25 protein-coding genes, 1 pseudogene and 1 riboswitch are annotated in these 23,694 nt (G+C 39.2%); of the genes and pseudogenes, 13 read left to right on the top strand and 13 right to left on the bottom strand.

Translation table 11 applies throughout. The features are described from left to right. Positions 1-94 precede the first annotated feature (94 nt). Both A6754_RS16805 and A6754_RS16800 read right to left on the bottom strand, forming a co-directional pair. A complete protein-coding gene (locus A6754_RS16805) occupies positions 95-1,300 on the bottom strand; it encodes an MFS transporter (RefSeq protein ID WP_257298339.1) in 1,206 nt (401 codons plus the stop codon). Next, positions 1,285-1,857, bottom strand: coding sequence for a non-canonical purine NTP pyrophosphatase (locus A6754_RS16800; protein WP_066448406.1), 573 nt, complete (start codon positions 1,855-1,857; stop codon positions 1,285-1,287). Before A6754_RS16800 ends, A6754_RS16805 begins: the two co-directional genes overlap by 16 nt. Positions 1,858-1,958: 101 nt before the next feature. Here A6754_RS16800 and A6754_RS16795 point away from each other — a divergent pair, with 101 nt between their 5' ends. The 7 genes from A6754_RS16795 (at position 1,959) to A6754_RS16765 (ending at position 6,877) form a co-directional block, all read left to right on the top strand. Further along, the gene (locus A6754_RS16795; RefSeq protein WP_066448405.1) at positions 1,959-3,683 is read left to right on the top strand and encodes an ABC transporter substrate-binding protein; all 1,725 of its coding nucleotides are present in this window, start codon (positions 1,959-1,961) and stop codon (positions 3,681-3,683) included. 29 nt (positions 3,684-3,712) lie between these two features. Beyond that, entirely contained in the window at positions 3,713-4,060 is a 348-nt protein-coding gene (locus A6754_RS16790; protein ID WP_066448403.1) for a short-chain dehydrogenase, read from the top strand. Between the two features lie 269 nt (positions 4,061-4,329). After that, complete coding sequence (locus A6754_RS16785) at positions 4,330-4,746, top strand: GNAT family N-acetyltransferase (protein WP_066448401.1); 417 nt, start codon at positions 4,330-4,332, stop codon at positions 4,744-4,746. Further along, a complete protein-coding gene (locus tag A6754_RS16780; protein WP_066448399.1) occupies positions 4,743-5,087 on the top strand; it encodes a DUF6176 family protein in 345 nt (114 codons plus the stop codon). The genes A6754_RS16785 and A6754_RS16780 overlap by 4 nt, the downstream gene beginning before the upstream one ends. A gap of 73 nt (positions 5,088-5,160) precedes the next feature. Continuing rightward, positions 5,161-5,385: a hypothetical protein gene (locus tag A6754_RS16775; protein ID WP_066448397.1), complete on the top strand. Its 225-nt coding sequence runs from the start codon at positions 5,161-5,163 to the stop codon at positions 5,383-5,385. A gap of 156 nt (positions 5,386-5,541) precedes the next feature. Continuing rightward, complete coding sequence (locus tag A6754_RS16770; protein WP_066448394.1) at positions 5,542-5,892, top strand: PadR family transcriptional regulator; 351 nt, start codon at positions 5,542-5,544, stop codon at positions 5,890-5,892. Beyond that, positions 5,876-6,877: an HAAS signaling domain-containing protein gene (locus tag A6754_RS16765; RefSeq protein WP_066448392.1), complete on the top strand. Its 1,002-nt coding sequence runs from the start codon at positions 5,876-5,878 to the stop codon at positions 6,875-6,877. Before A6754_RS16770 ends, A6754_RS16765 begins: the two co-directional genes overlap by 17 nt. A gap of 100 nt (positions 6,878-6,977) precedes the next feature. Here A6754_RS16765 and A6754_RS16760 read toward each other — a convergent pair whose 3' ends face one another. From A6754_RS16760 to vanR, 7 genes are all read right to left on the bottom strand, one after another. Continuing rightward, positions 6,978-7,607 (bottom strand): Fic/DOC family protein, encoded by a 630-nt coding sequence (locus A6754_RS16760; protein ID WP_066448389.1) that lies wholly within the window; start codon positions 7,605-7,607, stop codon positions 6,978-6,980. Further along, positions 7,597-7,767 carry an antitoxin VbhA family protein gene (locus tag A6754_RS23045; RefSeq protein WP_180320239.1) on the bottom strand — a complete coding sequence of 57 codons (171 nt, stop codon included), beginning with the start codon at positions 7,765-7,767 and terminating at the stop codon, positions 7,597-7,599. The genes A6754_RS16760 and A6754_RS23045 overlap by 11 nt, the downstream gene beginning before the upstream one ends. Before the next feature lie 260 nt (positions 7,768-8,027). After that, positions 8,028-10,142 carry a serine racemase VanT catalytic subunit gene (vanT, locus tag A6754_RS16755; RefSeq protein WP_066448386.1) on the bottom strand — a complete coding sequence of 705 codons (2,115 nt, stop codon included), beginning with the start codon at positions 10,140-10,142 and terminating at the stop codon, positions 8,028-8,030. After that, positions 10,139-10,906: a D-alanyl-D-alanine carboxypeptidase family protein gene (locus A6754_RS16750; RefSeq protein ID WP_066448384.1), complete on the bottom strand. Its 768-nt coding sequence runs from the start codon at positions 10,904-10,906 to the stop codon at positions 10,139-10,141. Before A6754_RS16750 ends, vanT begins: the two co-directional genes overlap by 4 nt. Further along, complete coding sequence (gene vanG, locus A6754_RS16745) at positions 10,903-11,955, bottom strand: D-alanine--D-serine ligase VanG (protein ID WP_066448381.1); 1,053 nt, start codon at positions 11,953-11,955, stop codon at positions 10,903-10,905. The genes A6754_RS16750 and vanG overlap by 4 nt, the downstream gene beginning before the upstream one ends. A 133-nt stretch (positions 11,956-12,088) precedes the next feature. Beyond that, positions 12,089-13,183, bottom strand: a complete 1,095-nt coding sequence (vanS, locus tag A6754_RS16740; RefSeq protein WP_066448378.1) for a vancomycin resistance histidine kinase VanS — start codon at positions 13,181-13,183, stop codon at positions 12,089-12,091. Then, positions 13,176-13,880 (bottom strand): VanR-ABDEGLN family response regulator transcription factor, encoded by a 705-nt coding sequence (vanR, locus tag A6754_RS16735; protein ID WP_066448376.1) that lies wholly within the window; start codon positions 13,878-13,880, stop codon positions 13,176-13,178. Before vanR ends, vanS begins: the two co-directional genes overlap by 8 nt. Positions 13,881-14,100: 220 nt before the next feature. Between vanR and A6754_RS22480 the strand changes: the two genes are divergently transcribed. Continuing rightward, positions 14,101-15,461, top strand: a protein-coding gene (locus tag A6754_RS22480; protein WP_371806966.1) for an IS3 family transposase whose coding sequence is annotated in 2 segments (ribosomal slippage) — positions 14,101-14,566 and positions 14,566-15,461 — 1,362 coding nt in all. Because the reading frame shifts where the segments join, the coding sequence is not laid out codon by codon here. Positions 15,462-15,692: 231 nt separating this feature from the next. On the opposite strand, the gene A6754_RS16720 is transcribed toward A6754_RS22480, so the two are convergent. Then, positions 15,693-16,793: a metallophosphoesterase gene (locus tag A6754_RS16720; protein WP_066448369.1), complete on the bottom strand. Its 1,101-nt coding sequence runs from the start codon at positions 16,791-16,793 to the stop codon at positions 15,693-15,695. 250 nt (positions 16,794-17,043) lie between these two features. Here A6754_RS16720 and A6754_RS16715 point away from each other — a divergent pair, with 250 nt between their 5' ends. Further along, positions 17,044-17,628 (top strand): hypothetical protein, encoded by a 585-nt coding sequence (locus tag A6754_RS16715; protein WP_066448367.1) that lies wholly within the window; start codon positions 17,044-17,046, stop codon positions 17,626-17,628. Between the two features lie 329 nt (positions 17,629-17,957). Here A6754_RS16715 and A6754_RS22475 read toward each other — a convergent pair. After that, positions 17,958-19,326, bottom strand: a pseudogene (locus A6754_RS22475) (IS3 family transposase). Between the two features lie 201 nt (positions 19,327-19,527). Between A6754_RS22475 and A6754_RS16700 the strand changes: the two are divergent. The 3 genes from A6754_RS16700 (at position 19,528) to A6754_RS16690 (ending at position 21,664) form a co-directional block, all read left to right on the top strand. Continuing rightward, the gene (locus A6754_RS16700; protein ID WP_066448357.1) at positions 19,528-20,046 is read left to right on the top strand and encodes a GNAT family N-acetyltransferase; all 519 of its coding nucleotides are present in this window, start codon (positions 19,528-19,530) and stop codon (positions 20,044-20,046) included. Between the two features lie 131 nt (positions 20,047-20,177). Next, complete coding sequence (locus A6754_RS16695) at positions 20,178-21,125, top strand: alpha/beta fold hydrolase (protein WP_066448354.1); 948 nt, start codon at positions 20,178-20,180, stop codon at positions 21,123-21,125. A 53-nt stretch (positions 21,126-21,178) separates the two neighbouring features. Beyond that, positions 21,179-21,664 (top strand): DinB family protein, encoded by a 486-nt coding sequence (locus A6754_RS16690; protein ID WP_066448352.1) that lies wholly within the window; start codon positions 21,179-21,181, stop codon positions 21,662-21,664. Between the two features lie 122 nt (positions 21,665-21,786). On the opposite strand, the gene A6754_RS16685 is transcribed toward A6754_RS16690, so the two are convergent. Together A6754_RS16685 and A6754_RS16680 are read right to left on the bottom strand one after the other, a co-directional pair. Beyond that, a complete protein-coding gene (locus A6754_RS16685; protein WP_066448350.1) occupies positions 21,787-22,101 on the bottom strand; it encodes a DMT family transporter in 315 nt (104 codons plus the stop codon). After that, complete coding sequence (locus A6754_RS16680) at positions 22,101-22,442, bottom strand: DMT family transporter (protein ID WP_066448347.1); 342 nt, start codon at positions 22,440-22,442, stop codon at positions 22,101-22,103. Before A6754_RS16680 ends, A6754_RS16685 begins: the two co-directional genes overlap by 1 nt. A 68-nt stretch (positions 22,443-22,510) precedes the next feature. Further along, a riboswitch (guanidine-I (ykkC/yxkD leader) is annotated at positions 22,511-22,608 on the bottom strand. Between the two features lie 249 nt (positions 22,609-22,857). Here A6754_RS16680 and A6754_RS16675 point away from each other — a divergent pair. Beyond that, entirely contained in the window at positions 22,858-23,475 is a 618-nt protein-coding gene (locus A6754_RS16675; RefSeq protein ID WP_066448345.1) for a lysozyme inhibitor LprI family protein, read from the top strand. Positions 23,476-23,694 lie beyond the last annotated feature (219 nt).

The following is a 23,694-nucleotide window of genomic DNA, read 5'->3' as shown; positions in this document are numbered from 1 at the left end:
AATAATGAAAACAACACGCCTCCTGGCAGGAGAGATTTCTTTTCACTGCCAAGAGGCGTATTTGTGCCGATAAAATTCGAGCAACTTCCGGGCGTCACTGTGACTGCTTCAACTGCTTCCAAACCCACCCAATCCCCAACATCATAAACATCAATCCTGCCAAATAATACACGTAGGCAAGCTCATATGTACCCAATAGCATAAAAGCAATTAGCGGTCCAAGTGCCGCTCCAACGTCAACAACAATGGTGTAGGCGGTCATGACTTTTACTTTATGTGTTTGACTGGCAGTTTTTACGGCTAAGGTGTCAGCGGTTGTCACAAAAACTGTGGAAAAGAACTGAAATAATAACAGCAGCAGAAGCAGTGGCACAATATTCTGCACAAAGCCTAAGCCGAAAAGCAAAACAGCTCCAATAAGTGCTGGAACAATAATGAATAATACCGGTGTTTTGCTTGAATCAATCCTCTTGCCAATTTTAGGAGCGATAAAAGGGTCCCAGCCCCAGCGCAAGGCTTGGATAATGCCTGCCAGCGTAGCCGCCCCAACCGTCAATCCAGCAGCATTCCACTCAATGTCATAATGCGCTTCAATAGATGTACTGAGGGTAGAGGCAAAAAGCCCAAATATAATGAAACCAACCATCGCACCCGTCACTAAAATAATTCCGCTATCAACGGTAAGCCAGTTTTTTGATGCCTTCACTTGCGCAGGTTCCTCTTGTTCAACTTTAGAAAGTGGAATCAGAATAAATACTGCCGGCACCATAACAAGACCTATAGCAGCAAATAAGGAAGTCACAAACAAAATAGAAGTTTGATCAACAAGTAAACCTCCGCCGAGCATGCCAACAAGTCCGCCGATTCCCCAAAGACCGTTGTATAAGCCGACCAGATTGCCTGTATTATCTTCTGTTGCAGCCTCTGCGACAGTCAGGAATCCGCCAAGGCGCAGAAGGGACCAGGCCACTCCCCATAACAACCGCATGAGGAACAGCAGCCAAAACTCATTGAAAAATCCATAACCTGCCGTGGTGCCAACAGCAATCAGCAATGCAAGCAATACACCTGTTCGAAGCTCAAACCTTTGATAAAACAATCCCACTAATGGATTAATAGGCAGGCGAATAAATCGGTTGATTGAAAGCAAGAGACCAATTTGCCATAGGGAGGTTAGTCCAAACTCCTGCCAGTAGACAGGCAGCGCGATGATCAGCATGGAATCTCCCAGCAGTGCGGCTCCTGTAATTGCGGCGACTCCAATTACTTTCTTTTTAGCTGCAGTCATCGTTTTAGCCATTCGAGGATATGCTGCTTTGCTTGAAATAAAGCCTGGTGCTGATGATTAAAGGAGCTATCATCAATTTCAGAAAGAACTTTTCCATTACTTAATAAAAAAATATATCCATATCCTTGGATATCTGTGCTATCCCTATGGCTGATCCAGCCAGGCATGATTCCGTGACACTCTGCAGCTTCCCCGTTTGGAAAAGAAACGCTGACGCAGCTGTTGAATTGTGCTTTCCTTTTGCTTAAAGGAACATACGCTAGCTTTTCCAACAGCACCTCTGCCCGATCAGCATCACTGCCAGAGGAAAAACGTGCTGTTTTAACGCCGGGATAACCTTCTAAAGCATCAATCGTCAAACCAGAATCTTCTCCTATTATAATGTCTTCTGGAAAATGACTTCTGACCGCTTCCACTTTTAATGCTGCGTTTCCTTCGAACGTAAGAGCTGTTTCTTCAATATCTTTTATTTCACCAGATAGTGAAGTGATCTCAATGGGTACCTCACTCAAAAAACGTTTGATTTTCTTTACCTTGGATGGATTCCAAGATGCAATGATCACTTTCATATATATCAACCTCCTGTTATTCATTGTACTTTTTGAAAAGAGGAAAAAAAGTGTATAATAGTTCTTATTGTTTTTCCCCTTTTATCAGGAGGAGCTGGAATATGAAGCTATTAGAGCATTATGATATCCTTTTTCAAAGCTTAAAAGAAACAAATAATGAGTTAAAGATAACGGTTCAAGACCTTTCAGAGATGCTGTCATGCACCTACCGAAATGCCAAAATCATTCTCCGAAAGTTAGAGGAGCAGAATTGGATTGAGTGGAAGCCAGGGAAGGGGAGAGGGAATCTTTCCAGTATAAAGCTTCTGAAAGATGTGGATCACCTTGTTGTGGACGAAGCGAAAAGCATATTAACACCTTCTTCCATTGATGCAGGAATCAGCCTGTTAAAAAAATATGGAGTAAAAGAATCTGTGCAGCGTGAATTCGTTGATTGGGTGTTTCATACGTACCTCGGCAAACAGCTCGGTCCTGAAGGTGGTAAGCTTTCACGATTGCATTTCCCTTCTTATCGGCCGCTTCCTGTTCTTGATCCGGCAAAAGTCAACAGACGTTCTGAAAATCATATTTTGCGCCATATTTTTAGTACGCTCATTACGTATAATCAGGAAAATGATGAGTTTCTGCCGAATCTGGCTCATCACTGGGAACATAATGAAGACTATACAAAATGGACCTTTTATCTGCAAAAAGCTGTCCTTTTTCATCATGGAAAAGAAATGACAGCAGACGATGTCCGTTATAGTTTTATCCGCCATCGTGAAAATAGATCTGCTTATGAATGGATCCTAGATGGTCTGGAAGATGTACACGTTTATCATCGGTATACAATTCAATTTGTGTTTTCTGAAACTTGCCCATCTTTTCTGCATGTAGCTTCCTCATTAGGCGGAAGCATTTTGCCGGAGGATGTACCGGTAACTAGTGAGTTGCCAGTAGGGACAGGACCATATAAAGTCAGTGATAATACGGAAGATAAATTGGTCTTAACCGTCTTTTCAGACTACTTCTTAAGACGGCCTTTTCTTGACGAGATCACACTATACTTTTTCCCGCAGCTTTATGACAATGCTGCTGATCTGCAGTCGGTTTCCAATTATGAAGATATGAACTTTTACCATTATCCCTATCAGGGGAGAAAGGTTCAGGAATTTAAAATGTATACGATGCTCGATAAGGGAAGCAAGCTGCTTACGTTAAATTTACATAAAGGGATTCTTGCTGAAAATGCCTATGTAAGAGAAGCTATTTTTCATTTTTTATCACCGGAAAAACTAATCGAGGAATTAGGCGGTTCACGCTTTAAAACGGCGTCTCGCATATTAAAAAAGTTTGAAGAAAAGAATCAGGAACGATCTGTATTGGCTGGTAAAAAGGCTCTAGCAGCAAGTGGTTACAAAGGGGAAACGCTTACCTTGATTAGTTATGTTGGAGCAGGGAATGAAGCAGATGCAAAGTGGATTCAGAAGGTTTTACGGAATAAAGGGATAGAATTAGAACTCAAATTTTACACGTATACTGAATTGCATAAGCGAGAATTACACAAAGAAGCAGATCTTCTCCTCGGTGAACAAATCGGTGATGAAAGTGATGTATATACCTATCTTTCAGCATTCAGGGGAAATCACAGCTTGTTAAAACATCATCTCCCGAAAGCTGTGAATGATGAAGATTTACTATCTTTAGAAAATAAAATACTGAAACAAAACGGGCATATTCATCTTTACCGGTTAAATCAATTCGCCTTTTATCACCATGATGTTAAAGGTGTATCATTTAATGCGCTAGGATGGATTGATTTTACGAAATTATGGTATGAAGCCTGAAAAAGAACGAATAGAGAGGAAGACCAAGGATGCCCTTAGTACATGAATTCGGAATTCTTGATGTGTTTGACAAAGAGAAAAAATACATATACTATGAGCCGGAACAATATAACTGCATTTCTGTTGATGATGATTTTATTCAAAATCTTGCAGCAGAACTATCAATCATGAAAACATACTTTCAATCTTTTAAGCGAAAAGAATTTGGTCTGGCTATGTGGGGAATTACGCTGATCCCGCCTGAATCACTGCAGCTTTTTTATGAGAAAGTGACCTCTTCGAAAGACTTTAAGGAATCTGGTGATCTAGCTGATTTAGCAGCCAAAATCCTGCAGGCGATAGAAGAAAAGAAATATATGATTCATTTTGGCGTTTAACGTTAAACAAGAGCAGGGAGATAACTCCCTTGAGATTAAGCGGTTCATTGTATTTTGACCGGATGACATTTTTTATAGAAAAGAAGCCATTGCCTAGAGAGGTGATGGCTTCTTTTGTTTAAAAAAAGGAGACCAAATGAAGGAAAATGCATCTTCATTCCGAATAGGTTAATAGATTGCTTACAAAATAGGAGGGCTCATTTTGCTGCTTTATTTTTAATAAATCCGCTCCAACAAGTGTTTATAAACAAAATAGGAGTGGATCTAAAATGATGTTTAAAACTGATATTAATGGAATTACAGCTGAGATGTTAGGAGGGTTTTTCGTGGACTGGCCAAATCCGCCAAGCTCAGAAACCCATTTACAGCTCTTAAAAAATAGCACAAAAGTAGTTGTAGCTTTAGATGGAAATCAAGTCGTTGGTTTTATAACGGCGATTAGTGACGGAGTTCTATCTGCTTACATTCCGCTGCTTGAAGTCTTGCCTGACTATAAAAACAAGGGTATTGGAACGAAATTAGTAAATATCATGCTTGAAGAGCTTAGGGATATTTATATGATCGATTTATGCTGCGATGATGACGTGGTGCCTTTTTATAATCAATTCAAAATGATGAAAACAAACGGCATGATTGTAAGAAATTACGATCATCAATCTGGAAGTAAAAGGATGGTAACGAAATGAATGTAGAATTGACAAGGTTCAGAGTGAAACAAGGCAAATCAGAACGTGTGGATGAATGGTTTCAGTTTCTGAATGAGCATATGGATGACGTGCTCGTTACACTTGAAGGTGAAAAGATGTACGTCGAAACCATTTTCAGAGAGCTGCTCAATGGTGTGGAGTATTTGTACTGGTATTCTGTCCAAGGAAGCGGGGGAATAGAAGTAGATAATTCTCAGCATTGGATTGACAAGAAGCATTTAGAGTTTTGGGAAGAATGCATTGATGAAACCTTTAAACCGATTGACCTGAGTACAGAGGTTGTCATGATTCCAGAGAAGATAAGAAATTGTATGAAATAACTGTGCTTATCATTTTGAAGCAACATACAGCTGTATTAGAATGGAGAATAGTTATAGTGAGGGGGACATCTTAATGAAGAAGAAAAAGCAATATGAAGTGACATTTATTTTAAATAACGGTGAGATCGGGCATCTCATCGAAGCATCTTCGCTCGTGCGCGCAAGAGACAAGATTATGAAACATTTTGTAGACGATTTAAGCAGTCCTGTCATAGCAATATCGGACGATTTAGTCATTATTAAACAAAATATCCAATACTTTAAAGTTAAGGAATATGATTTCTTCGAAGAAGTTTGAATATAGAAGGTAAAGAACGCGATCCGATTCAGGGCAGCGTCCTTTTTTTCCTATATTTACAAAAAATGAATTGTTATCGTAACAACAATAGTGTATGATACATAGTATAAACCATATAGTGTACAACATACAGCATAAATGCAGTGAGGTGGATGAATGAGCAATCTGTTACTTTCTTTAACAACCGAATTACGAAGAGGCACTTTGACATTAGCCGTTTTAAGTCAATTACAGACACCGCAATACGGTTATTCACTTGTCCAATTACTCGAAGAATCAGGCATCAATATTGATCAAAGTACGCTGTATCCGCTGCTCCGCCGTCTGGAGAAACAGGAATTGGTTACAAGCAGCTGGGATACATCTGAAAGCAGACCGAGAAAATATTATGTTCTCAGTGATTATGGGCAGGAAATTTATACAGAGTTAAGAAAAGAATGGCTGAAAAGTTCCAAGGAGCTTTATGACTTATTAAAAGGAGAGGAAGACGATGCAAAATCTGATTGAGATTTACATCCAGGAAGTCACAAGAAGATTACCGGAAAAAAATCGCAGTGACATTGCATTAGAACTTCGGTCGACAATTGAGGATATGCTGCCTGATGAGTATAAAGAGGAAGACGTAAAGGCAGTTCTCGAAAAACTGGGAAACCCAGTAGCATTGGCGGGTGGTTATCGGGATCGGCCTATGCATTTAATTGGTCCTCGGTATTATGATCTCTATATTTCTCTATTAAAAATGATTTTACCAATTGCGGCTGTTGTATCAATTATTTCAATGGTTGCCAGTTATTTTATTCAATATAATGGGGATGAAAACATTGTAAATATCATTGTTGCCCTTACAACAAAAGGTATCATTACGTTATTGGAAGTTGGGGTTCAAGTCTTTTTCTGGCTGACGATCGTGTTTGCGGTAATTGAAAGGACCGACAAGAGTAAAGAGACAGACCCGTTAACAAACAGTATGACCAAATGGACTGCTGAGGATTTAAAGGCGGTCACATATATACCAAAGAAAAAAGCAATCTCAAAGAGTGAAGTTTTTGGCAGTTTCATATGGATTGCAATATGGGTTAGCTTCTATTTCAATGCAGACCACCTGCTTGGAATATATGAAAACAATGGCAGTGGCTTAGAGTTTGTGCAGCCTGTCTTTCATCAGGATGTACTCATCGGATACTGGCCGATTGTCGTTGCTGTTATTGTCCTCGAAGTAGCTCTGGCATTCTATAAATATGTAAAAGGACAATGGACGAATCGCATGGCGATTTTAAATTTAATCGTCGAAGCAGCAGCGACCATTGTTCTCTTGATCCTATTTATTGATCCAAAGCTTTTCCAGACAGAATTCTTTAATTATATGGCCAACATATTTTCTTACTCAAGCACACAGCTTCAATTTAGTTTCATTAGTATTACATTCGTGGTCGTTCTTGTATTTGCTGTTATCAGTATTATTGATGGATTTCGGAAGGCGAGGATTAAGTAAGAGGGGGATGCCCCTCTTATTTTCAATGCATTAATACAAGTGAACAATACACGCTGGAAAATCAAGGTTGATGTATTCTTCGTTGAATGTTTATAAAGTACTATTTTTCTATACTTTCCTCGAAGCTCTTTATAAGGGTAAAATCAGGTTCACAATTCACAATACACTCTCTTATAACACTTTCTAATTCCTTAGAATCTAACACAGATTTAATAGAGGCATTTAATATTTTTTTAGTCTCAACCCGGTTCCAGTTAAGTTCATAACCATTTCTCATCGCCAATGTTCGAATAAATTCTCGGTGTGAACGACCATTACCTTCTCTAAAGGGATGAATAATGTTCCATTCAGCCAGGTAATGAGCAGCACGACTAGAAAAATCATTTATATTTAATCTTCTTAGATAGTTTTCATTTTGTAATGAATAAAAAACTTCCTTAGAGTAAGTTTCGATATAATGAGGGTAGGCAAAAGGCGTGTTTCCTTTTGATATCTGTACGTCTCTTAGTTTTCCTGCAAAATCATATACGTCTTGAAAAATAAACTGATGGATTTTCTGCATATGTCCTAAATTAAATATTCCAGTAATTGGTTTCTCGTAAAGTTCTCCTAAGCGCTTTGCAGTGAAAACACTTTCGACCCGATCCAGCTTAAGCTGATCCATGATAGAGTAGTTGTTTATTAAGATGTCTGTGCCTGGATAACAATATTTAGACTGCTTACGATTCATTGGTCAATTCCAATACTTTTTTCTCAAATTCTTCATCAGTAATTTCTCCTTGTAAATTGGACCTGACTAAATCCTCTTCTCTTTGTGTTAAATACAACCCCTCAACGGCAAGAGAAGCTTTAGCTGATTTTATAGCTATATCGACCTTCGCTTTATTCATTTAAGGCAACTCCTTTTCTTTAAGCTGTTTTTGTATGTATTCCCTTTTAGCATATGTGATAGAAGGGAAGAGCAAAGTATTAAACTTTCTTACAGAAATTATACCAGTTTTATACTCAACAACAGATGTTGATAAGGTTAATGTTGGACATTATTTTATTGAGACAATTAGCAAATTCATTACTTAAACAAATGAAGTAGAAGTTAAAAGTAATATCGGCAGCAAAGTTAAGAAAGACAAACCCTAGTATTTCAGGCTTGTCATATTTTATAAACATACCCCAGCCGCTCCCCAAGTCTGCTCAATAATTCATTCGTAATCGTCCCGCATGACTCCGCAACGTCTTCTGCTGAAATTTGCTGTGATCCGTCTCTGCCAATCAATGTTGCAATATCGTCTGCTTGCACTCCTTCAATTTCTGAAACATCCACCAGTAGCTGATCCATGCAGATTCGGCCTACAATTGGCGCTTTTTGCGAACGAATGAGGACATGTCCGTTTGCCATATTTCTTGGAATTCCGTCACTATAGCCAATTGTGATGACCGCTGTTTTCATTGTGCTTGCAGCGGTGAAGGCTCTTCCATAGCCGAGCGCTTCCCCAGTGTGCAAGGTCTTTACCATTGCAACTCTAGCTTTAATAGATAATACGGGTTTTAGTTGAGCATTCGTATTAACCCTATCCTTTTGGCTTAGGACTCCATAAAGAGTGATCCCTGCACGAGCATAATCATACTGTAAATGAGGATAATTCAAGATGCCGTAGCTAGCTTGAATATGCTGGTGTCCGACAGGAAGGTGCTGTGATTCAAGCCATTGAATGGTTTGGTTGTATCTATCTATTTGTCTATTCGTAAATGCTATATCGTCTTTATCTAGGCTATCTGATACTGCTAAATGTGAAAAAACACCGGTTATCGTTAAATGTTTGCAGTTATACATTTCTTTCAGCTCTGCAAGCTGTGAAGCATCTGTTCCTAAACGGTGCATCCCCGTATCTATCTTAATCTGAACGCTGATGGATACAGCATGTTTGTTTAACTCCTTTGCATGCTCAAGTCCAATCACTGTCTGTGTAAAGTTGTATTTTTTGATAATCCTAATAGATTGAGCGGGGGTATACCCTAAAATAAGAATATCGCTTTTAATGCCGTTTCTCCGAAGCTCAATTCCTTCAGCTAAAGTGGCAACCGCAAATGAATTTATTCCTGAGTCCGATAGTTCTTTTGCTATTTTTACTGCTCCATGACCATAAGCATTTGCTTTTACCACTGCCATTAGTTTTGTTTTCTCCGGCAATATCCCTTTCAGCTGTCTTGCATTTCCTCTAAGTGCCTGTAAATCAATTTCTGCCCACGCTCTGCTAGTTGGCGGCGGGTTTATCTTTTTTCGTCTTTTCCAGACAATCGTTGCTATTCTTGCCGCAGCAAACGAGAGAAAGCTGACTCCTATAAAATGCACAAGGCTATTTTCAACAAGCCATTTTTCAAGGTTGAAGATTTCTGCCGTTAAACGGACAAGCACAATCATCCACGGATGGATGATATACATAATCGTCGAGATCGAACGAAGATCTTTACTGCTTTTTCCGCGAATTTGCAGCAGGCTTCTAAAGAGAAAATACATTGCTGGAATGAGCATGATATACATACTGTCATGCCGCTGAAGCTCAAGAGCATGCAGAAGCAATCCTTCAAGTATCAGCAAAGATAAAGAGATAACGAAAAACAGAAGATTTCGCTGAAAAGGAATTGCATGATTCCCTTTATAAATCAGCATTCCCATTACTAAAAAGATCGGCACCATAAAAACGCCATTTCTTGTATAATCTGATAGAGTGAAAACCGTCTCATAAAATGCCTCTAAGCTGGAAAACGTCTCCGTCAATTCATAATAGCTATCACCGAATATTCCTATAACATAAAGAATAAGAGAGATGAAAAAAGTGAATTTTAGTCCTATTTTACGAACTAGAAAAGCTACAATCATCACACCTAAAATCAGTCCGGGGAAATACCATAAATGATAGAAGGTGCCATCAAAGACGATATCCTTTATAAATTCCTGTCCCCAATTTGCAGTTTCATAATGACCGGCATACAAATTCAGCGGGAGGTACAGCAAAATGGAAAGAGCATATAATATGGCGATTTTTTTACAGAAAGAAAGAATATAAGCATTATCGCCATTATCGATATATTTATAGAGAAAGTACCCGCTGACCATGAGAAAAAAGGGAACAGCGACCCTGGCAATAATCCGCGTCAGAATAAAATCACCATTCTCTCCATAAGAAAGAAGCGGTGATGTATGGTTAGCAATTACAAGAAAAGCAGCTATTAACCTAAAGGAATCAAGCGACCCTGTTTTGCTCATAAAGAATTTCTCCAAACTGTCACGATAAAGCCGTCCACATTGTTCCCGGAGACTTGGTATAAGCAATTCTCTGGTATTTGAATGATCGTCTCCTGATCTATTGCTCTTACATAAAATATCTCGAAGTTTTTGCCCTTTTCACTAAATGTATAATGCTGGCCATCCTGCGGAAAGTCGGAAAGAAACTGAATGTATTCTTCCAGACAGAAATTATGATGATCCATAATTCTTGCGTGCGGGTACCCGATATAGCGGAAATGCCAAGGTTCGTGTGAGATGCCTGTTATTTCTTCTTTGCCGCTGGAATAGCGCTCAATAAAACCGTATTCTGCTGCTAGTTTGCGAAACTGACCAAAGATGCATGTGTATGGAAAAGAAGGACGAATGAAATCAATTTCATCCGTATTTTCCCCTAAATCAATGGCAAGGCCAGATTCATGCTCGCTGCAGCCTGGATAGGCGACATATTGCTCTGTAAAGGTTCTGCCATTTTCAATGAGAGAATCCTGGAATAATTGTTCTTGTTCTTCTTTGCTTCGAAAACCGCTAACTGGCACAATTTTTCCCCGTGCTTCTACTTTTTCAAGAAGCTGTGTTAATGAGGCTGCGGCCCTTCGTTCGAGTAAAATGGATTCAACGTTTTCAAGACAGGGTACAAGTGCAGGTGAATCGTGGGCTTGTCTTTGTTTTAGTCCGTTATGGCGATTTACAAGCAGTAAATAGCCTTTATACATATCGTTTTTCTGCAGCGTAATATTTCTCATCGCTCCAGCCCCAATTGGATTAGTTTGTCAATGATTTCGGAAAACGTTAATCCAATGCCCTTCATCATATTTGGATAACGGCTGTGATCTGTGAAACCTGGAAAAGTGTTCACTTCATTGAAGACAATCTCGCCACTTGGGGTAATAAACATGTCCACCCGTGCCAAACCAGAGCAGCCAAGGGCATGATAGATTTTAATGCCTGTATCCTTTACTTTTGCTTTCAGATCTTCGTCGATGCGGGCTGGCATATGAATCTTTGAAGTAGTGAGACTGTATTTTTCTTTAAAATCAAAATAGCCAGTTTCTAACTCTATTTCGTCCACTTCACCGACTATGAGGTCATCATTGCCTAAAATAGCACATCCAACTTCAAAACCATCAATAAACTCTTCGATAATAACGCGATCATCATGAGAAAAAGATTCGGCAACAGCACTGGGCAGTTCGTCTCTTTCGTTAACAAGCGTAATTCCGATGGAGGAGCCAGATTTAACGGGTTTAACAAAAAGCGGCAGCTTCAGCTGATCCGTTTCTGCAATGATTTCTTCTATTAACGCAGACTTTGAAAATACTACGGAAGCTGGGGTGCGTACCCCTTCGAGTGCTGCTAATTTATGAGCGCGGTCTTTATCCATGCACAAGGCAGAAGACAAGGTATCGCAGCCTATGTATGGAATTCCAGCTAGCTCTAAGTATCCTTGCAGTGTTCCGTCTTCGCCATTTTTACCATGTAAAACAGGGAAGACCAGGTCAATCATCGTTTTAACAACTTGTCCATTTGTCTCTTCTAATAAATAATTCTCATAGCGATTCGGCGAAAAGATCGCAGGCGTACAGCTTGTTTCATCAGTACACCATGTATCATTTAATATGTTTTCTGCACTGCCGTAATATCGGTACCAGCGTCCTTCCTTTGTGATGCCAATTAAAACTTTTTCATATTTTTCAGGATCCATATGTGTAATGACAGAGTATGCAGATTGCAGAGATACTTCATATTCATTCGAGCAGCCGCCAAACAGAACAGCAACGATCATTTTTTCCATATTGATTTCCTCCTTGTAAATAAAAAAACACTTTTTGTTTCTGTACATACATCGTACTAAAACAAAAAGTGTTATTTTTTCGTTTATTTTCAAGGAAATAATACGTTTTTCTTCTGTAATTCTTACGATTTTCTTACGGTGTAAGTGGAAGTGTGACGATAAATTCAACTGTCTCATTCTCACTCTGTGCAGAGATCGTGCCGCCGTGCAGTTCGACGATTTCCTTGGCGATTGCAAGGCCAAGTCCGGCTCCACCTGATTTTGTTCCGCGGGACGTATCCAATCGATAGAATTGTTCAAAGATGCGCTCCAGCTTATCTTTCGGAATGACAGGACCTTTGTTTATAAAATGAAGGTGTAAATGTTTTTGATCCTTTTCTGAACGAATGATGATGGCGCTATTTTCATAGCTGTAATTAATCGCATTGCGGATTAAGTTATCAAAAACCCGTTCCATTTTATTCACGTCGCAGGAGATTTCCAGATTGTCTTCAACCTCTAATTGGCAGGTTAAGTTCTTTTCTGCGAGTAGGGGATTAAATTCAAAAGTAATTTGCTGCAGCATTCTAGTTAAATGAATATGGCTCATTTCAGGACTTAGCTGTGTCAAATTAAAACGGGTAATCTCAAAGAACTCATTAATTAAATCCTCAAGTCGTTCGGCTTTATCTAATGAAATCGATAAATATTTTTCCCGCAGCTCTTCTGAAATTTGCTGCTCATCCCGAAGCAATGTTAAATAACCAATGACCGATGTTAATGGTGTTTTCAGATCATGAGCCAAATAGACGAGAAGGTCATTTTTGCGCTGTTCTGCTTCTTTTGCCAGCCTTGCATTGCGGATCGAATCCTGCTTGGTGCTATTCATTCGTTCTTCCACTTGCTTTAATTCAGCTGGCAGACGGATATAATCACTATTGTCTGAAGCAAGCAGCCTGCTTGCTTCTACAATCTGATCTACGTACTTGAGCGTTTTTCTCCAAAAATACATAAAGATGCCGACAATCCCGATCATCCATGTGATTAGAATAAAAGTAAGGGGGTTACTGCGAACAGGACTTAACAGGAGATAGATCAAATCATTTGGCTGCCAAACAAAATTGCTATAGATAAAATAAGCCGCAATAATAGATGTCATTAAACCAACTGAAAAAATAAAGATTGCAATGAAAAATTTCGTGAACATCCTGCCAGTTAATCCGCTGCTTGGAGCACTTTCTCTATTCAATGGTATAGCCAACCCCCCATACCGTTTTAATAAACTTTGGCTTTCTTGATGGCTCCTTCATTTTCTCCCGTAAACGGGCAATATGGGCCATCACAGTATTGTTGTTATCAATATATTTCTCGCCCCAGACAGCTTCAAACAGTTCCTCTGAGGAAACCACCTTGCCTTTGTTTTCGCATAAATGCCACAAAATCGAGAATTCGATCGGAGTTAAAGAGAGTGGTTTTCCATAGAGCGTGCATTTACGGGTGTCCTGATTAATGATCAAGCCGGAGAAATCGTGTTCCTTTGCAGCAGCCTCAGGCACAGGGGTGCTGCTGTTATTTGAATTATAGCGTTTATAGCGGCGCAGCTGCGCTTTCACTCTAGCCACCATTTCCAGCGGATTAAACGGCTTTGTTATGTAGTCATCAGCACCTAATGTGAGCCCGGTGATTTTGTCGATGTCTTCAATTTTTGCCGTTAGCATAATCACCGGATAATGGTGATTCTCTCGGATTTTCTGACAGATTGAAAACCCGTCCACATCCGGCAGCATTACGTCTAAAATCGCAAGCTCGAGCTCATGATTCTGTATATATTCAAGTGCCGGCTTGCCTTCATAAAAGACATGGACATCATAGCCTTCATTCTTTAAATAAAATTTTACTAAATCGGCAATTTCCTTTTCATCATCTACAACTAATATAGGATTCATTTTTTTCACCTCAAACAGCTTACTGAACTACTATAGATTAAATCATTTTTAGGAGAATGAGAAGCGTGAGCACAAATTGTTAAAATAGAACTCTTTAAACAAGCCCGTTCCACCTGCGCTGCGGACTCTCGCTTTCCGAGGGGAGGAAGCTGAGCCTCCTCGGCACGCTGCACTGCCCCCCTATTGTTGGACACTCCAACAATAGGAGGCGAACTCATAAATGACACATCTTACCAAGGAAAAGAAACTTCAAATTGCTAAACGTTATTTAAACGAAATGATTAGTTATCGGGAACTAGCGAATCAGGTGGGCGTAGATCATTCCACTCTCCGTTACTGGGTGCTGCTCGTTCGTTACCATGGGGATCAGGCTTTTTCCTTTCCCTATACAAACTATCCTTCTGCCTTTAAAATGAGGGTAATTCAATTTATCACGGAAAAGAATTACTCCATTCGAGAGGCATCCGCGAGATTCCATCTCCCTGATCCATCTATGCTTCGCAAGTGGAAGAAAACGTGGGAGACAGATGGAGTAGATGCCCTTGAACCAAAAGAAAAGAGGCTTTCTATAATGACATCTAATCAGAGGAAAAATAAGGACAAGAGTAACTCTCAGAATCCATCGGTAGAAGAGCTGATAGAAGAATTGGAATACCTTCGTATGGAGAACGCGTATTTAAAAAAGCTGAAAGCCTTAGTTCAGGAAGAACAATCACCAACCAAATTAAAGCGAAAGTAATATATGAACTAAGGAACAACTTCCCGGTGATTAAAATGATCAAAATAGCCAAGATGCCTAGAAGCACTTACTACAGCTTCATAAAAAAGTGGAATCAACCAGATCCTGACCGCAAATGGAAAAGAAGAATTTCATTCATTTACCGCAAACACTCAGGTCGGTTTGGATATCGCCGCATTACGGACGTGCTTCAGGAAAAAGGATATCAGATCAACAAAAAGAAAGTACTTCGAATAATGAGAGATCTAGGGCTTAAATGCATTGTGCGTATGAAAAAGTATAAATCGTATAAAGGGGAAGTTGGAAAAGCAGCTCCTAATATCCTTAACCGTGACTTCCGTGCCCAGAAACCGAACCAAAAGTGGGTGACAGACATTACAGAATTTAAAGTGTTTGGAGAGAAGCTTTATCTTTCTCCGATTTTAGACTTATTTAATAGCGAGGTCATCACCTATACGCTTCAATCAAGGCCGACTTTTGATTTGGTCGATAGGATGTTGGCCCAAGGATTAAAATACGTAAAAGAAAGCGATGAGCTCTTACTCCATTCCGACCAGGGATGGCACTATCGAATGCCCAAATACCGAAGGACACTGAAAGAACATAAGATTACACAAAGCATGTCTAGAAAAGGAAACTGTCTTGACAATTCTGTCATGGAAAACTTTTTTGGGATCTTAAAATCAGAGTTTCTTTATTTACAAGAGTTTGAAAGTATCGAGCATTTTAAAGCCGAGTTAGAAAAATACATCTATTACTACAACCACTTGAGAATTAAATCAAGATTAAATCGGAAAAGTCCAGTAGCTTATCGGGTTAGTACTGAAGTAGTAGCTGCTTAAGCTTAAATATAAGTGTCCAATTTTATGGGTCCAGTGCACACGCCTGCGGGGTCTCACCTTTTCCTCTATTTCCCTCCGGAGTCGAGTGTCCTCCGCTCCATTGCACTCAAGTGAATAAAATAAATTTTATAATCATAAAAAAACCGAATGATTAGAAAGATGATTTCCTAAGCATTCGGTTCTATGCGTGTGTTAAATACTTATGCCTCAGCCTCTTTCAAACGGTTTATATTACTGAAACTGAACCTGAATACTGACAATTTCAGATCTTGTTCCTATCCGCATTGGCGGTCCCCAGAAGCCAAACCCTGAGGTAACAACAGAATGCATTTGCTCCTTCTGTAGATGTCCCCAATCATTCTCGAAAATGGAAGCCGTAATAAGGCTGCCTGGGAATACTTGTCCGCGATGGGTGTGGCCTGAAAGCATTAGGTCTACACCTTCCTGCTGTGCGATATCAAGGTCATATGGCTGGTGCTCCAGCAAAATGACTGGTTTAGAAGAATCGACTTCATTCATAAGTGTGTCTAAGGCCAGTCTGTCTGGATCTGAATAATCTTTGCGTCCAATCAGCGAAAACTGGTCCTGAATGTTTTCTGTCTCATCATACAGAACCGTGATGCCGCTATCCTCTAATGCTTGTATCAGCTTATCCATCGTTCCTTCATGCTTGTCATGATTGCCAAGGGAGGCGTACACGCCGTATGGGGCATCAAGCTCAGATAAGATTTGGTTGATTTCCTGATCAAGAAATGGCTGAACATCATCATCAAAAAGGTCACCAGGGATTAAGATAATATCTGGTTTCAACTCATTCATTTGTTTTACAAGGCGCTCTGCATGATTTTTACCTGATAAAAGACCAAAGTGCATGTCTGCAGCCATTGCGATATGCAATGAATCGAGAGTAGATGAGCGTTTTTCCATTGTAATATCATATGTGCGAACAACAGGACTGTATGTATTAAAAACGCCATATGCTAAAAGTGATATTATCAATCCAATCGTAATCGTCCCTGCCCATACCTGCGTCTTTCGTCTCGGCAGCTTTGTTAAGCGCAGGAGAATGACCGTCAAATGGGCAAGAGGAACCAGTAAGATCAGCAGGTAAAAGCATGCCATCCAATAGGCGCCGGCAATATTTAAGAATGTGATTCCTGACACACGGCCCAGAACAAATGAAGTGGCTGCCAGCGTGATGACTAAAATATAAATCGTTTTAAAACGCCGCGTGGAAGTCTCCGGACGCAGCAATCGATACCCTCTCCAGCCGATATAATAAACAAGCCCGCCGTAAATCAGCAGAGAGAGAAGCATAATAAGAATGAACATGTGCTGTATTAGAACTCCTTTTCTAATTGTTGTTATTCAACAAATGGTTATTGTAGGTTAATCGTAGTATTTTTTTAGTGCAGAAACAAGTTTTAACTAATAGAATTGCAGTAAAAGAAATGTTTTGCATGGAAAAGGGAAAGCACTGGAAATTCGTACAGGAAATGAATAACATATTTGTTGATTTTTAAATTTTGTTATTCTATGATTTACAGAGCAAGAAGCAAGTTAAAAGGGGAGGAACCCGTTAATGCAAATGACGATTGCCCGTGCGATGACGCGCAAAAAAACGATCAAAGCCCAGTTAGAGAAAATTACAAAAGACATTTCCCAGCATGGTGCCATTAATAATAAAAGGCTTCACATATTATCTGATGAAAAAAAGGATATCAAAAAGAATCATCAAGAATCGATAGACAAAGTGAAAGCATTATTTCAGCAGTTTTATGACCTGAAAGATAATTACATAAAGTTAACGGTAGCGATTAATAAGGCGAACCTGGAAACAGACATTGTCATTACAGGAAAGACAATGAAAATTGCCGAAGCTATAGTCTATAAAAATGATATTCAAGCATACTTTGAAAATTTAAAATATGCCTATCAAAAAGCTGTATCAAAGGCCACTGCAGAAGTTGATCAATTTAATAAAAACATGAAAACTGAAGGACTATCAGAACAAGTGAAAAAGGAAGTCCTGGCAGATGTACTCTATTTAGTGCCAATTGAAAAAATGGATGAACTTGATGCGTTTTTGGTTGAGTTTATGACTGAAATTGATGGTACACTGAATGAAGTGAATGCAAGAACATTCGTTGAAGTAGATATCGACTAAGATGGATTAACTTTGCTGGTCTATCGCTGTAAACCACTAAATCCAGTCAATCAAATCTGATTGTTTCCCAAAGAGGAAACGCCAAGATAAGTGTTCAGTATTGAGTGCTTAGTAATCAGTGTTTAACTGTTTAGTGTTTAGTCATAAGTGATTAGTGTTAATGAAATCCTGCCATACAACTTTGAAGGCAACTTCGAGGTACCCTGACTGTCCTTGTGGTTTGATAGGCAGGCTGGTAGATCAGCAAAGCTTTAATACATACAGATTGAATAATAGAGACAATCCTTGAAACTAAATTGTACCCTTTGTAAAGGACATTTTAAAAAAGCCTAAGCTACTTCTAAAAGATGATCTCTGTATTGAACAGGGGTCATCTTTTTTCGGTTCCATTGATATCTATGGTGGTTATAGTAAGTCATGTATTGCTTAATTTCCTTTTGTACTTCCTCTAGTGTCAGGCAGGATTTAATAGAGGTTTCGTCTTTCAGGTGTCCAAAGAAAGATTCAATGGGGGCGTTATCCCAACAGTTACCCCTTCGGGACATTGATTGCCTGATTCCAAGTTTTTTAATCATTTTCTGAAATTGAGGATGGGTATAGTGAACCCCTTGATCCGAATGGATGAGTGAATCTTTAAGTTTTTTAAACCTTTTGTTTTTCTTTAGCTTTTTGATGGTATCTGTGGCTAATTCAATAGTCATTCTGTCAGACACATTGTAAGCAAGAGCTTCACCGCTGGAGCCATCCAATATCATAGATAAATACGCTCTGGAACTTTTTCCATAGTTCAAATAGGTGATGTCTGTTAACAGCACTTTCCCTGGTTTACCCTGATTGAATTGGCGCTTCAGGAGGTTCGGGACCACTGAATGTTCCTGGGTGGCCTTCATAAGACGCCTATATGGATTCGCCCTCCGGAAGGGGCAAACGATGTTATACTTCTTCATGATTCTTCGAATTCTTTTTAAGTTAAAGACAATCTTAAATTGACCCGCCAAAGTCATTTTAATTTGACGCGCCCCTTTCTTTCGATTCTTATGACGGAATGCTTTCAAGATGATTTCTTTCAGTTCTTCATCCCTTGCTTCCCGTTGTTTTCTATGCTCTTGAGACTCGGGAGAGTAGTATTTATAATAGGCACTTCTGGAAATTCCTGCGACCCCACAAAGGTATCTCACCATTTTTTTTAGCTTATATTTCTCTATTACGGAACGAATGAGAATGAACTTTTGACTTGGAGAGAGGACTACTTCTTTAGCCCCCTTTCCGCGAATCGAATCTTTTTTAAAAGTTCATTTTCCGCCTTAAGCAGGTTGATTTGTGCTTCTAGTCGAGCATTCTTATCCTCAAGGGATAACTCCCGTTCTCTAGGTCTCCCGGAATTGCCTTTCCTTGTATCACTGAGCCCTAAAACTCCGTTCATTTTAAAAGCAGCATTCCATCTCTTACTAGCGGCATGAATACGTGTCATACCAATTATATTTGTATCAAATCCAGCCTCTTCAAAGATCTGTCTAGAGAATTTGCCACTCTCCTTCTCAGCGATAAATAGGCGTTTAAATTCATCTGTGTAGGTAATTCCCTTACCACTTACAGCTTTCACAAAAGGATTAATGGATAATTCTTTGATTTCTTTCTCTGTGAATGTTTTTTTACTCATGATGTTTTCCCCGATTCTACTAGTTGTCTATTTGTCATTATACAAAAAAATACCCTATAGGTAGACTTTTTTAAAGTGTCTACTCTATAGGGTACATTTTAAACAGCAGGGGTTGTCTTTTTTGTGTTAAGTATATAAAGGAATTTAGGATTAATAAATCGAATGTACTTGCTGAGGTGCTGTTTTGTGTGTTTAACATAAAACAGCAATAAAAAAATTCAGTAAGCAGGGATACAGATATGAATATAAAAACAAGTAGATTATTAATCCGTCATTTTGATTTAAAAGATTGGCAGGCAGTATATGAATATACATCAGACAGGCAAGTAATGAAATACATACCAGAAGGTGTATTTACGGAAGAAGATGTGAAAGCATTTATAAATAAGAACACTGCTGCTGAAGCTAAATATTTTCCTGTTGTTTTAATAGAGAAGGATCTTTTGATCGGGCATATGGTTTTTCATCAATACTTTGGTGAACATACGTATGAAATTGGCTGGGTCTTTAATCCCAATTATTACAGTAAAGGCTATGCTTCTGAAGCAGCTAAAGCCCTATTAGATTACGGGTTCGGAAAAATGAAACTGCATCGAATAATTGCAACCTGCCAGCCAGAAAACATTGCTTCTTATCGTGTTATGGAGAAGATTGGCATGAGAAGGGAAGGCCATTTTAAAAAATGTATACCAAACGGCTCAGAGTGGTGGGATGAGTATTATTACGCTGTTTTAGCTGAAGAGTGGAGTAAAAGTTAGCACTTACAAGTTCTCGTATGAATTCATTTTTAGTGGAACTAAAATCTAGGATTGAACCAGAAGGGAATTATTCCCTCTGTATTGAATAATATCTACCATATATATTATTTGGAACAATATGGAGGAGAAAAATGACTTTAGCAACTATTTTCAGAAATGCTTTAGGTGTAGTTGGGTTCCCATTAACGATTTGGAACCTGGCTGTAGATCGGAAAAATAAAGTGAAGCCGCCTGGACAGATCATTAAAACTAAATTTTCAGAGGTCCATGCTATTGTGCGCGGCGAAGGACCTGTTACAGTTATTCTAGAAGCCGGGCTTAGTTCAATCTCTATTGACTGGTGCTATATTCAGCCGGAAATTTCTAAGTATGCGCGTGTTATATCCTATGATCGAGGCAGCTATGGCTGGAGCAGGACAAATAGGAAAACACTGACCTCTTTAGATAGTGTAGAAGAAATTAAAGATATTCTTCGTGAACTTAAAATCGATCCGCCGTTTATCCTGGTTGGCCACTCTTTTGGCGGTCTTGCAATGCGCCTATTTGCAAGTATGTATCAGGATGAAGTCGCAGGGTTAGTACTAGTTGATGCCGCCCATGAAAATCATTATGTCTTAAATCAAGAGAATGAAAAGCGTATCAAGCAATTTAGCAGACTTGTCACCTTTGCGCATATCACTTCATTGATTGGAATTCCGAGATTACTGAAACAGATGATTGGGCGTAAAGTTCTTTCGAATGAGTTTGATGCTGCACTAAAATATACTGGCTACACGGTGGGGGCATACCAAACTGTCTACCGTGAATTCAGGGATAGTTCTATATCAGCTGAGCAGCTTTTGAATAGCCAGCCTCTGAAGTCAGATCTTCCGGTTATTGTAATCAGTGCAAAAAAACAGCCTGAAAACTGGCGGAAAAATCAGCAGCATTTAATCAATCTCACTGCTGACACTGAACATATTGAGCTGGATATGGGTCATTCAGTACATCTGGAAGCTCCTGATGTCGTAAATGAAAGTATCCTGAAAATCATAAGAACCAAAAAAATAAATCAAAAGCAAAATATGATGACAATCTAGATCACAGTCGAACACACCAAAAAATTAATCTCATCTGAAGGAGTATGATTAGGATGTCTCATGCTAAGGATGTTCTGGCAGATCAATTATTAGCAAATGCAAATGATCGCAGCTGTTATGTTTCATTTTTAGAATCAACTGCGAACATAACAGAAGAAGACGCGTTTTGGAAACCAGACAAAGAAAGCAACAGTATTGCTGAAATAGTCCAGCACCTTCTATATTGGAATGAAACATGGCAAAAGAGATATAAAAAATCACATATGGATGCAGTTCCGCCGCTGCGTGACAATAATGAAAGCTTTGTTATTAAGGAAGATCGATCATTTGCTGACTTAAAAGCGTGCCTTCTAGCAGTTTTGCTGCAATGGCAGGAGCTGCTGACAGAGGAGATAATGGATCAAGAGGTACATGGCTTTCCTGTGAATGCAAAGTGGTGGGGTATTCTGGGAAACTTGACCACACATAATGCTTACCATATTGGACAGATTGTTTATATTCGAAAGCTGCAGAAAAGCTGGGACAGGAAATTTTCTTAAAAACAATCATCACAAATATTTAAGAGCCATCATGGCTGTTATGATGATACAAAAAAGCATGGAGCCAATTCACAGGCACCATGCTTTTTAAAAACAAAATAATAAGGAATCTTAAAGACCTTTTATGAGACGAGTTTCAATCCAACTGCAGCACTTAAAACCATGCCGATGAAAACGAGTCTTTTCCAGTCTCTTGATTCACCATAAAAAATCATTCCTAAAATCGCTCCGCCAGAAGCCCCGATTCCTGTCCAGATAGCATATGCCGTCCCCATAGGAAGTGTTTCCATAGCTAAAGCAAGAAAAATAAAGCTTAATCCAAACCCTAGAAACAATAAGAAGAGTGATTGCCAATTACGATCCTTATGCAGTTTGTTGATCATCGCAACACCCCACATTTCACATAATCCCGCTAAGATTAAAAAAATCCAAGCCATTAGGAGTCACCCTCTTCCTGTACTTTGTTTGTTGTCACTAATTTCAGACCGATAACACCTGCTAATAAAAGTAAAATTAAAAGTACTTTTTCAATCCTAAATGGTTCTCCAAAAAAGAGAATTTCAGATAATGTTGTTCCAGCTGTTCCCAGACCAACAAACACTGCATATACCGTTCCTACGGGAAGCTTTCGCCCAGCCATAATCATTAAATAAAAGCTGATTCCAATCGCAACGAGAGTTCCAGCCCATGCCCAGAAATCATTAGCATGCTTTAAGCCGATCACCCAAAATACTTCAAAAAAAGCTGCAATAAATACTTTAATCCAGTCTTTATTCATGCAAAAGACACCTCCAATGTTAATATCTCCAAAAAACAAAAAAGCCCAGGAGATAACTGTTACGCAGTTTCTCCCAGGCTTTTATCCTTCCGTGGCACAGCAAGAGCTGTGAGTTTTCTCTCGGACCAGACCAGCATTAAGCTGCGGAACCCTAGAAAACATTTTTGATATGCAGTTACCTCATATTATACAAAAATTTCGCATGAATTCAAGAATTACCTCTTGGAACATTGTGTAAGTTTGTGAAGCAAAAAAATCTGTATCAACGAGTTTTGACATATGACAGAAAGCATTTAGGGGATTTCGAATTCTTTGAATTTGCCATCTTATTGAAATATAATAACAGACAGATGGAGTATTTTAGAATGAGGGATGAATTCAGTCACGACGATATTTTTACAAAAGAGGTTTTAAAATGAAGAGCAAAAGAATATTACTTATTTTACTTGCATCGTTTGTCATGCTATTAGCAGCCTGCCAGGACTCATCGGAAGAGACAGGTTCTAATTCAGACACACAATCAGAAGAAAACAGCGGATCAGAACAAACTCCTGAAAATTCCGATTCGGCTGCACCTGATGAACAAGATGAATCTTCTAATGAGCCATCGGACGAAACACCTGCTCAAGATCCATCAAATTCTGCTGACAATAGTGATAGCGAAGAATCAGAGAGTAAAAAAGAAGTATATCTTGCGAAGTTAGATGAGATTGATCAAGAGATGACGGAAATGATGGAAAACTCGACTGCTTCCAACACAGTTGAAATGAAAAAAGAAGCTTCAGACCGATGGGAAGCCTGGGATGATGCACTGAACGAAATCTATGCTGTCCTTGAAGAGCAGCTCTCACAAGAAGAAATGGATGCATTAAGAATAGAACAAAGAAGCTGGATTGAACACAGAGACGCAACGGCGAAGGAAGCTTCCTTAAAATATGAAGGCGGCACACAGGAAAATGTAGAATATACCGCTGTCATGGCAGATGTAACGAGAGAAAGATGCTATGAGCTTGTGAATGAATATATGAAGTAATGGAAATAACGAGGCTGGGACATAAGTATTTAACACTCTCATAGAACCGAATGGTTAGGAAGTCATCTTTCTAATCATTTGGTTTTTTTAGGATTATAAAATATATTTTATTAACATGAGTGAAATGGAGCGGAGGACACTCGACTCCTGTGGGCAATAGAGGAAAGGGTGAGACCCCGGAGGAGCTTGGTCCGAGGAGGCTCAGCTTCCTCCCCACGG

Source organism: Cytobacillus gottheilii, from assembly GCF_001636345.1.
Lineage (GTDB): Bacteria > Bacillota > Bacilli > Bacillales > Cytobacillaceae > Cytobacillus > Cytobacillus gottheilii.
The sequence above is the reverse complement of the archived record's forward strand: the minus strand, read 5'-3'. Positions and strand labels throughout refer to the sequence as shown.

Bases quoted from the DNA above. Each gene is read 5' to 3' on its own strand.
- A6754_RS16805 (WP_257298339.1), bottom strand. From the start codon at position 1,300: ATGGCTAAAACGATGACTGCAGCTAAAAAGAAAGTAATTGGAGTCGCC.
- A6754_RS16800 (WP_066448406.1), bottom strand. From the start codon at position 1,857: ATGAAAGTGATCATTGCATCTTGGAATCCATCCAAGGTAAAGAAAATC.
- A6754_RS16795 (WP_066448405.1), top strand. From the start codon at position 1,959: ATGAAGCTATTAGAGCATTATGATATCCTTTTTCAAAGCTTAAAAGAA.
- A6754_RS16790 (WP_066448403.1), top strand. From the start codon at position 3,713: ATGCCCTTAGTACATGAATTCGGAATTCTTGATGTGTTTGACAAAGAG.
- A6754_RS16785 (WP_066448401.1), top strand. From the start codon at position 4,330: ATGATGTTTAAAACTGATATTAATGGAATTACAGCTGAGATGTTAGGA.
- A6754_RS16780 (WP_066448399.1), top strand. From the start codon at position 4,743: ATGAATGTAGAATTGACAAGGTTCAGAGTGAAACAAGGCAAATCAGAA.
- A6754_RS16775 (WP_066448397.1), top strand. From the start codon at position 5,161: ATGAAGAAGAAAAAGCAATATGAAGTGACATTTATTTTAAATAACGGT.
- A6754_RS16770 (WP_066448394.1), top strand. From the start codon at position 5,542: ATGAGCAATCTGTTACTTTCTTTAACAACCGAATTACGAAGAGGCACT.
- A6754_RS16765 (WP_066448392.1), top strand. From the start codon at position 5,876: ATGCAAAATCTGATTGAGATTTACATCCAGGAAGTCACAAGAAGATTA.
- A6754_RS16760 (WP_066448389.1), bottom strand. From the start codon at position 7,607: ATGAATCGTAAGCAGTCTAAATATTGTTATCCAGGCACAGACATCTTA.
- A6754_RS23045 (WP_180320239.1), bottom strand. From the start codon at position 7,767: ATGAATAAAGCGAAGGTCGATATAGCTATAAAATCAGCTAAAGCTTCT.
- vanT (WP_066448386.1), bottom strand. From the start codon at position 10,142: ATGAGCAAAACAGGGTCGCTTGATTCCTTTAGGTTAATAGCTGCTTTT.
- A6754_RS16750 (WP_066448384.1), bottom strand. From the start codon at position 10,906: ATGAGAAATATTACGCTGCAGAAAAACGATATGTATAAAGGCTATTTA.
- vanG (WP_066448381.1), bottom strand. From the start codon at position 11,955: ATGGAAAAAATGATCGTTGCTGTTCTGTTTGGCGGCTGCTCGAATGAA.
- vanR (WP_066448376.1), bottom strand. From the start codon at position 13,880: ATGAATCCTATATTAGTTGTAGATGATGAAAAGGAAATTGCCGATTTA.
- A6754_RS16720 (WP_066448369.1), bottom strand. From the start codon at position 16,793: ATGTTCATTCTTATTATGCTTCTCTCTCTGCTGATTTACGGCGGGCTT.
- A6754_RS16715 (WP_066448367.1), top strand. From the start codon at position 17,044: ATGCAAATGACGATTGCCCGTGCGATGACGCGCAAAAAAACGATCAAA.
- A6754_RS16700 (WP_066448357.1), top strand. From the start codon at position 19,528: ATGAATATAAAAACAAGTAGATTATTAATCCGTCATTTTGATTTAAAA.
- A6754_RS16695 (WP_066448354.1), top strand. From the start codon at position 20,178: ATGACTTTAGCAACTATTTTCAGAAATGCTTTAGGTGTAGTTGGGTTC.
- A6754_RS16690 (WP_066448352.1), top strand. From the start codon at position 21,179: ATGTCTCATGCTAAGGATGTTCTGGCAGATCAATTATTAGCAAATGCA.
- A6754_RS16685 (WP_066448350.1), bottom strand. From the start codon at position 22,101: ATGGCTTGGATTTTTTTAATCTTAGCGGGATTATGTGAAATGTGGGGT.
- A6754_RS16680 (WP_066448347.1), bottom strand. From the start codon at position 22,442: ATGAATAAAGACTGGATTAAAGTATTTATTGCAGCTTTTTTTGAAGTA.
- A6754_RS16675 (WP_066448345.1), top strand. From the start codon at position 22,858: ATGAAGAGCAAAAGAATATTACTTATTTTACTTGCATCGTTTGTCATG.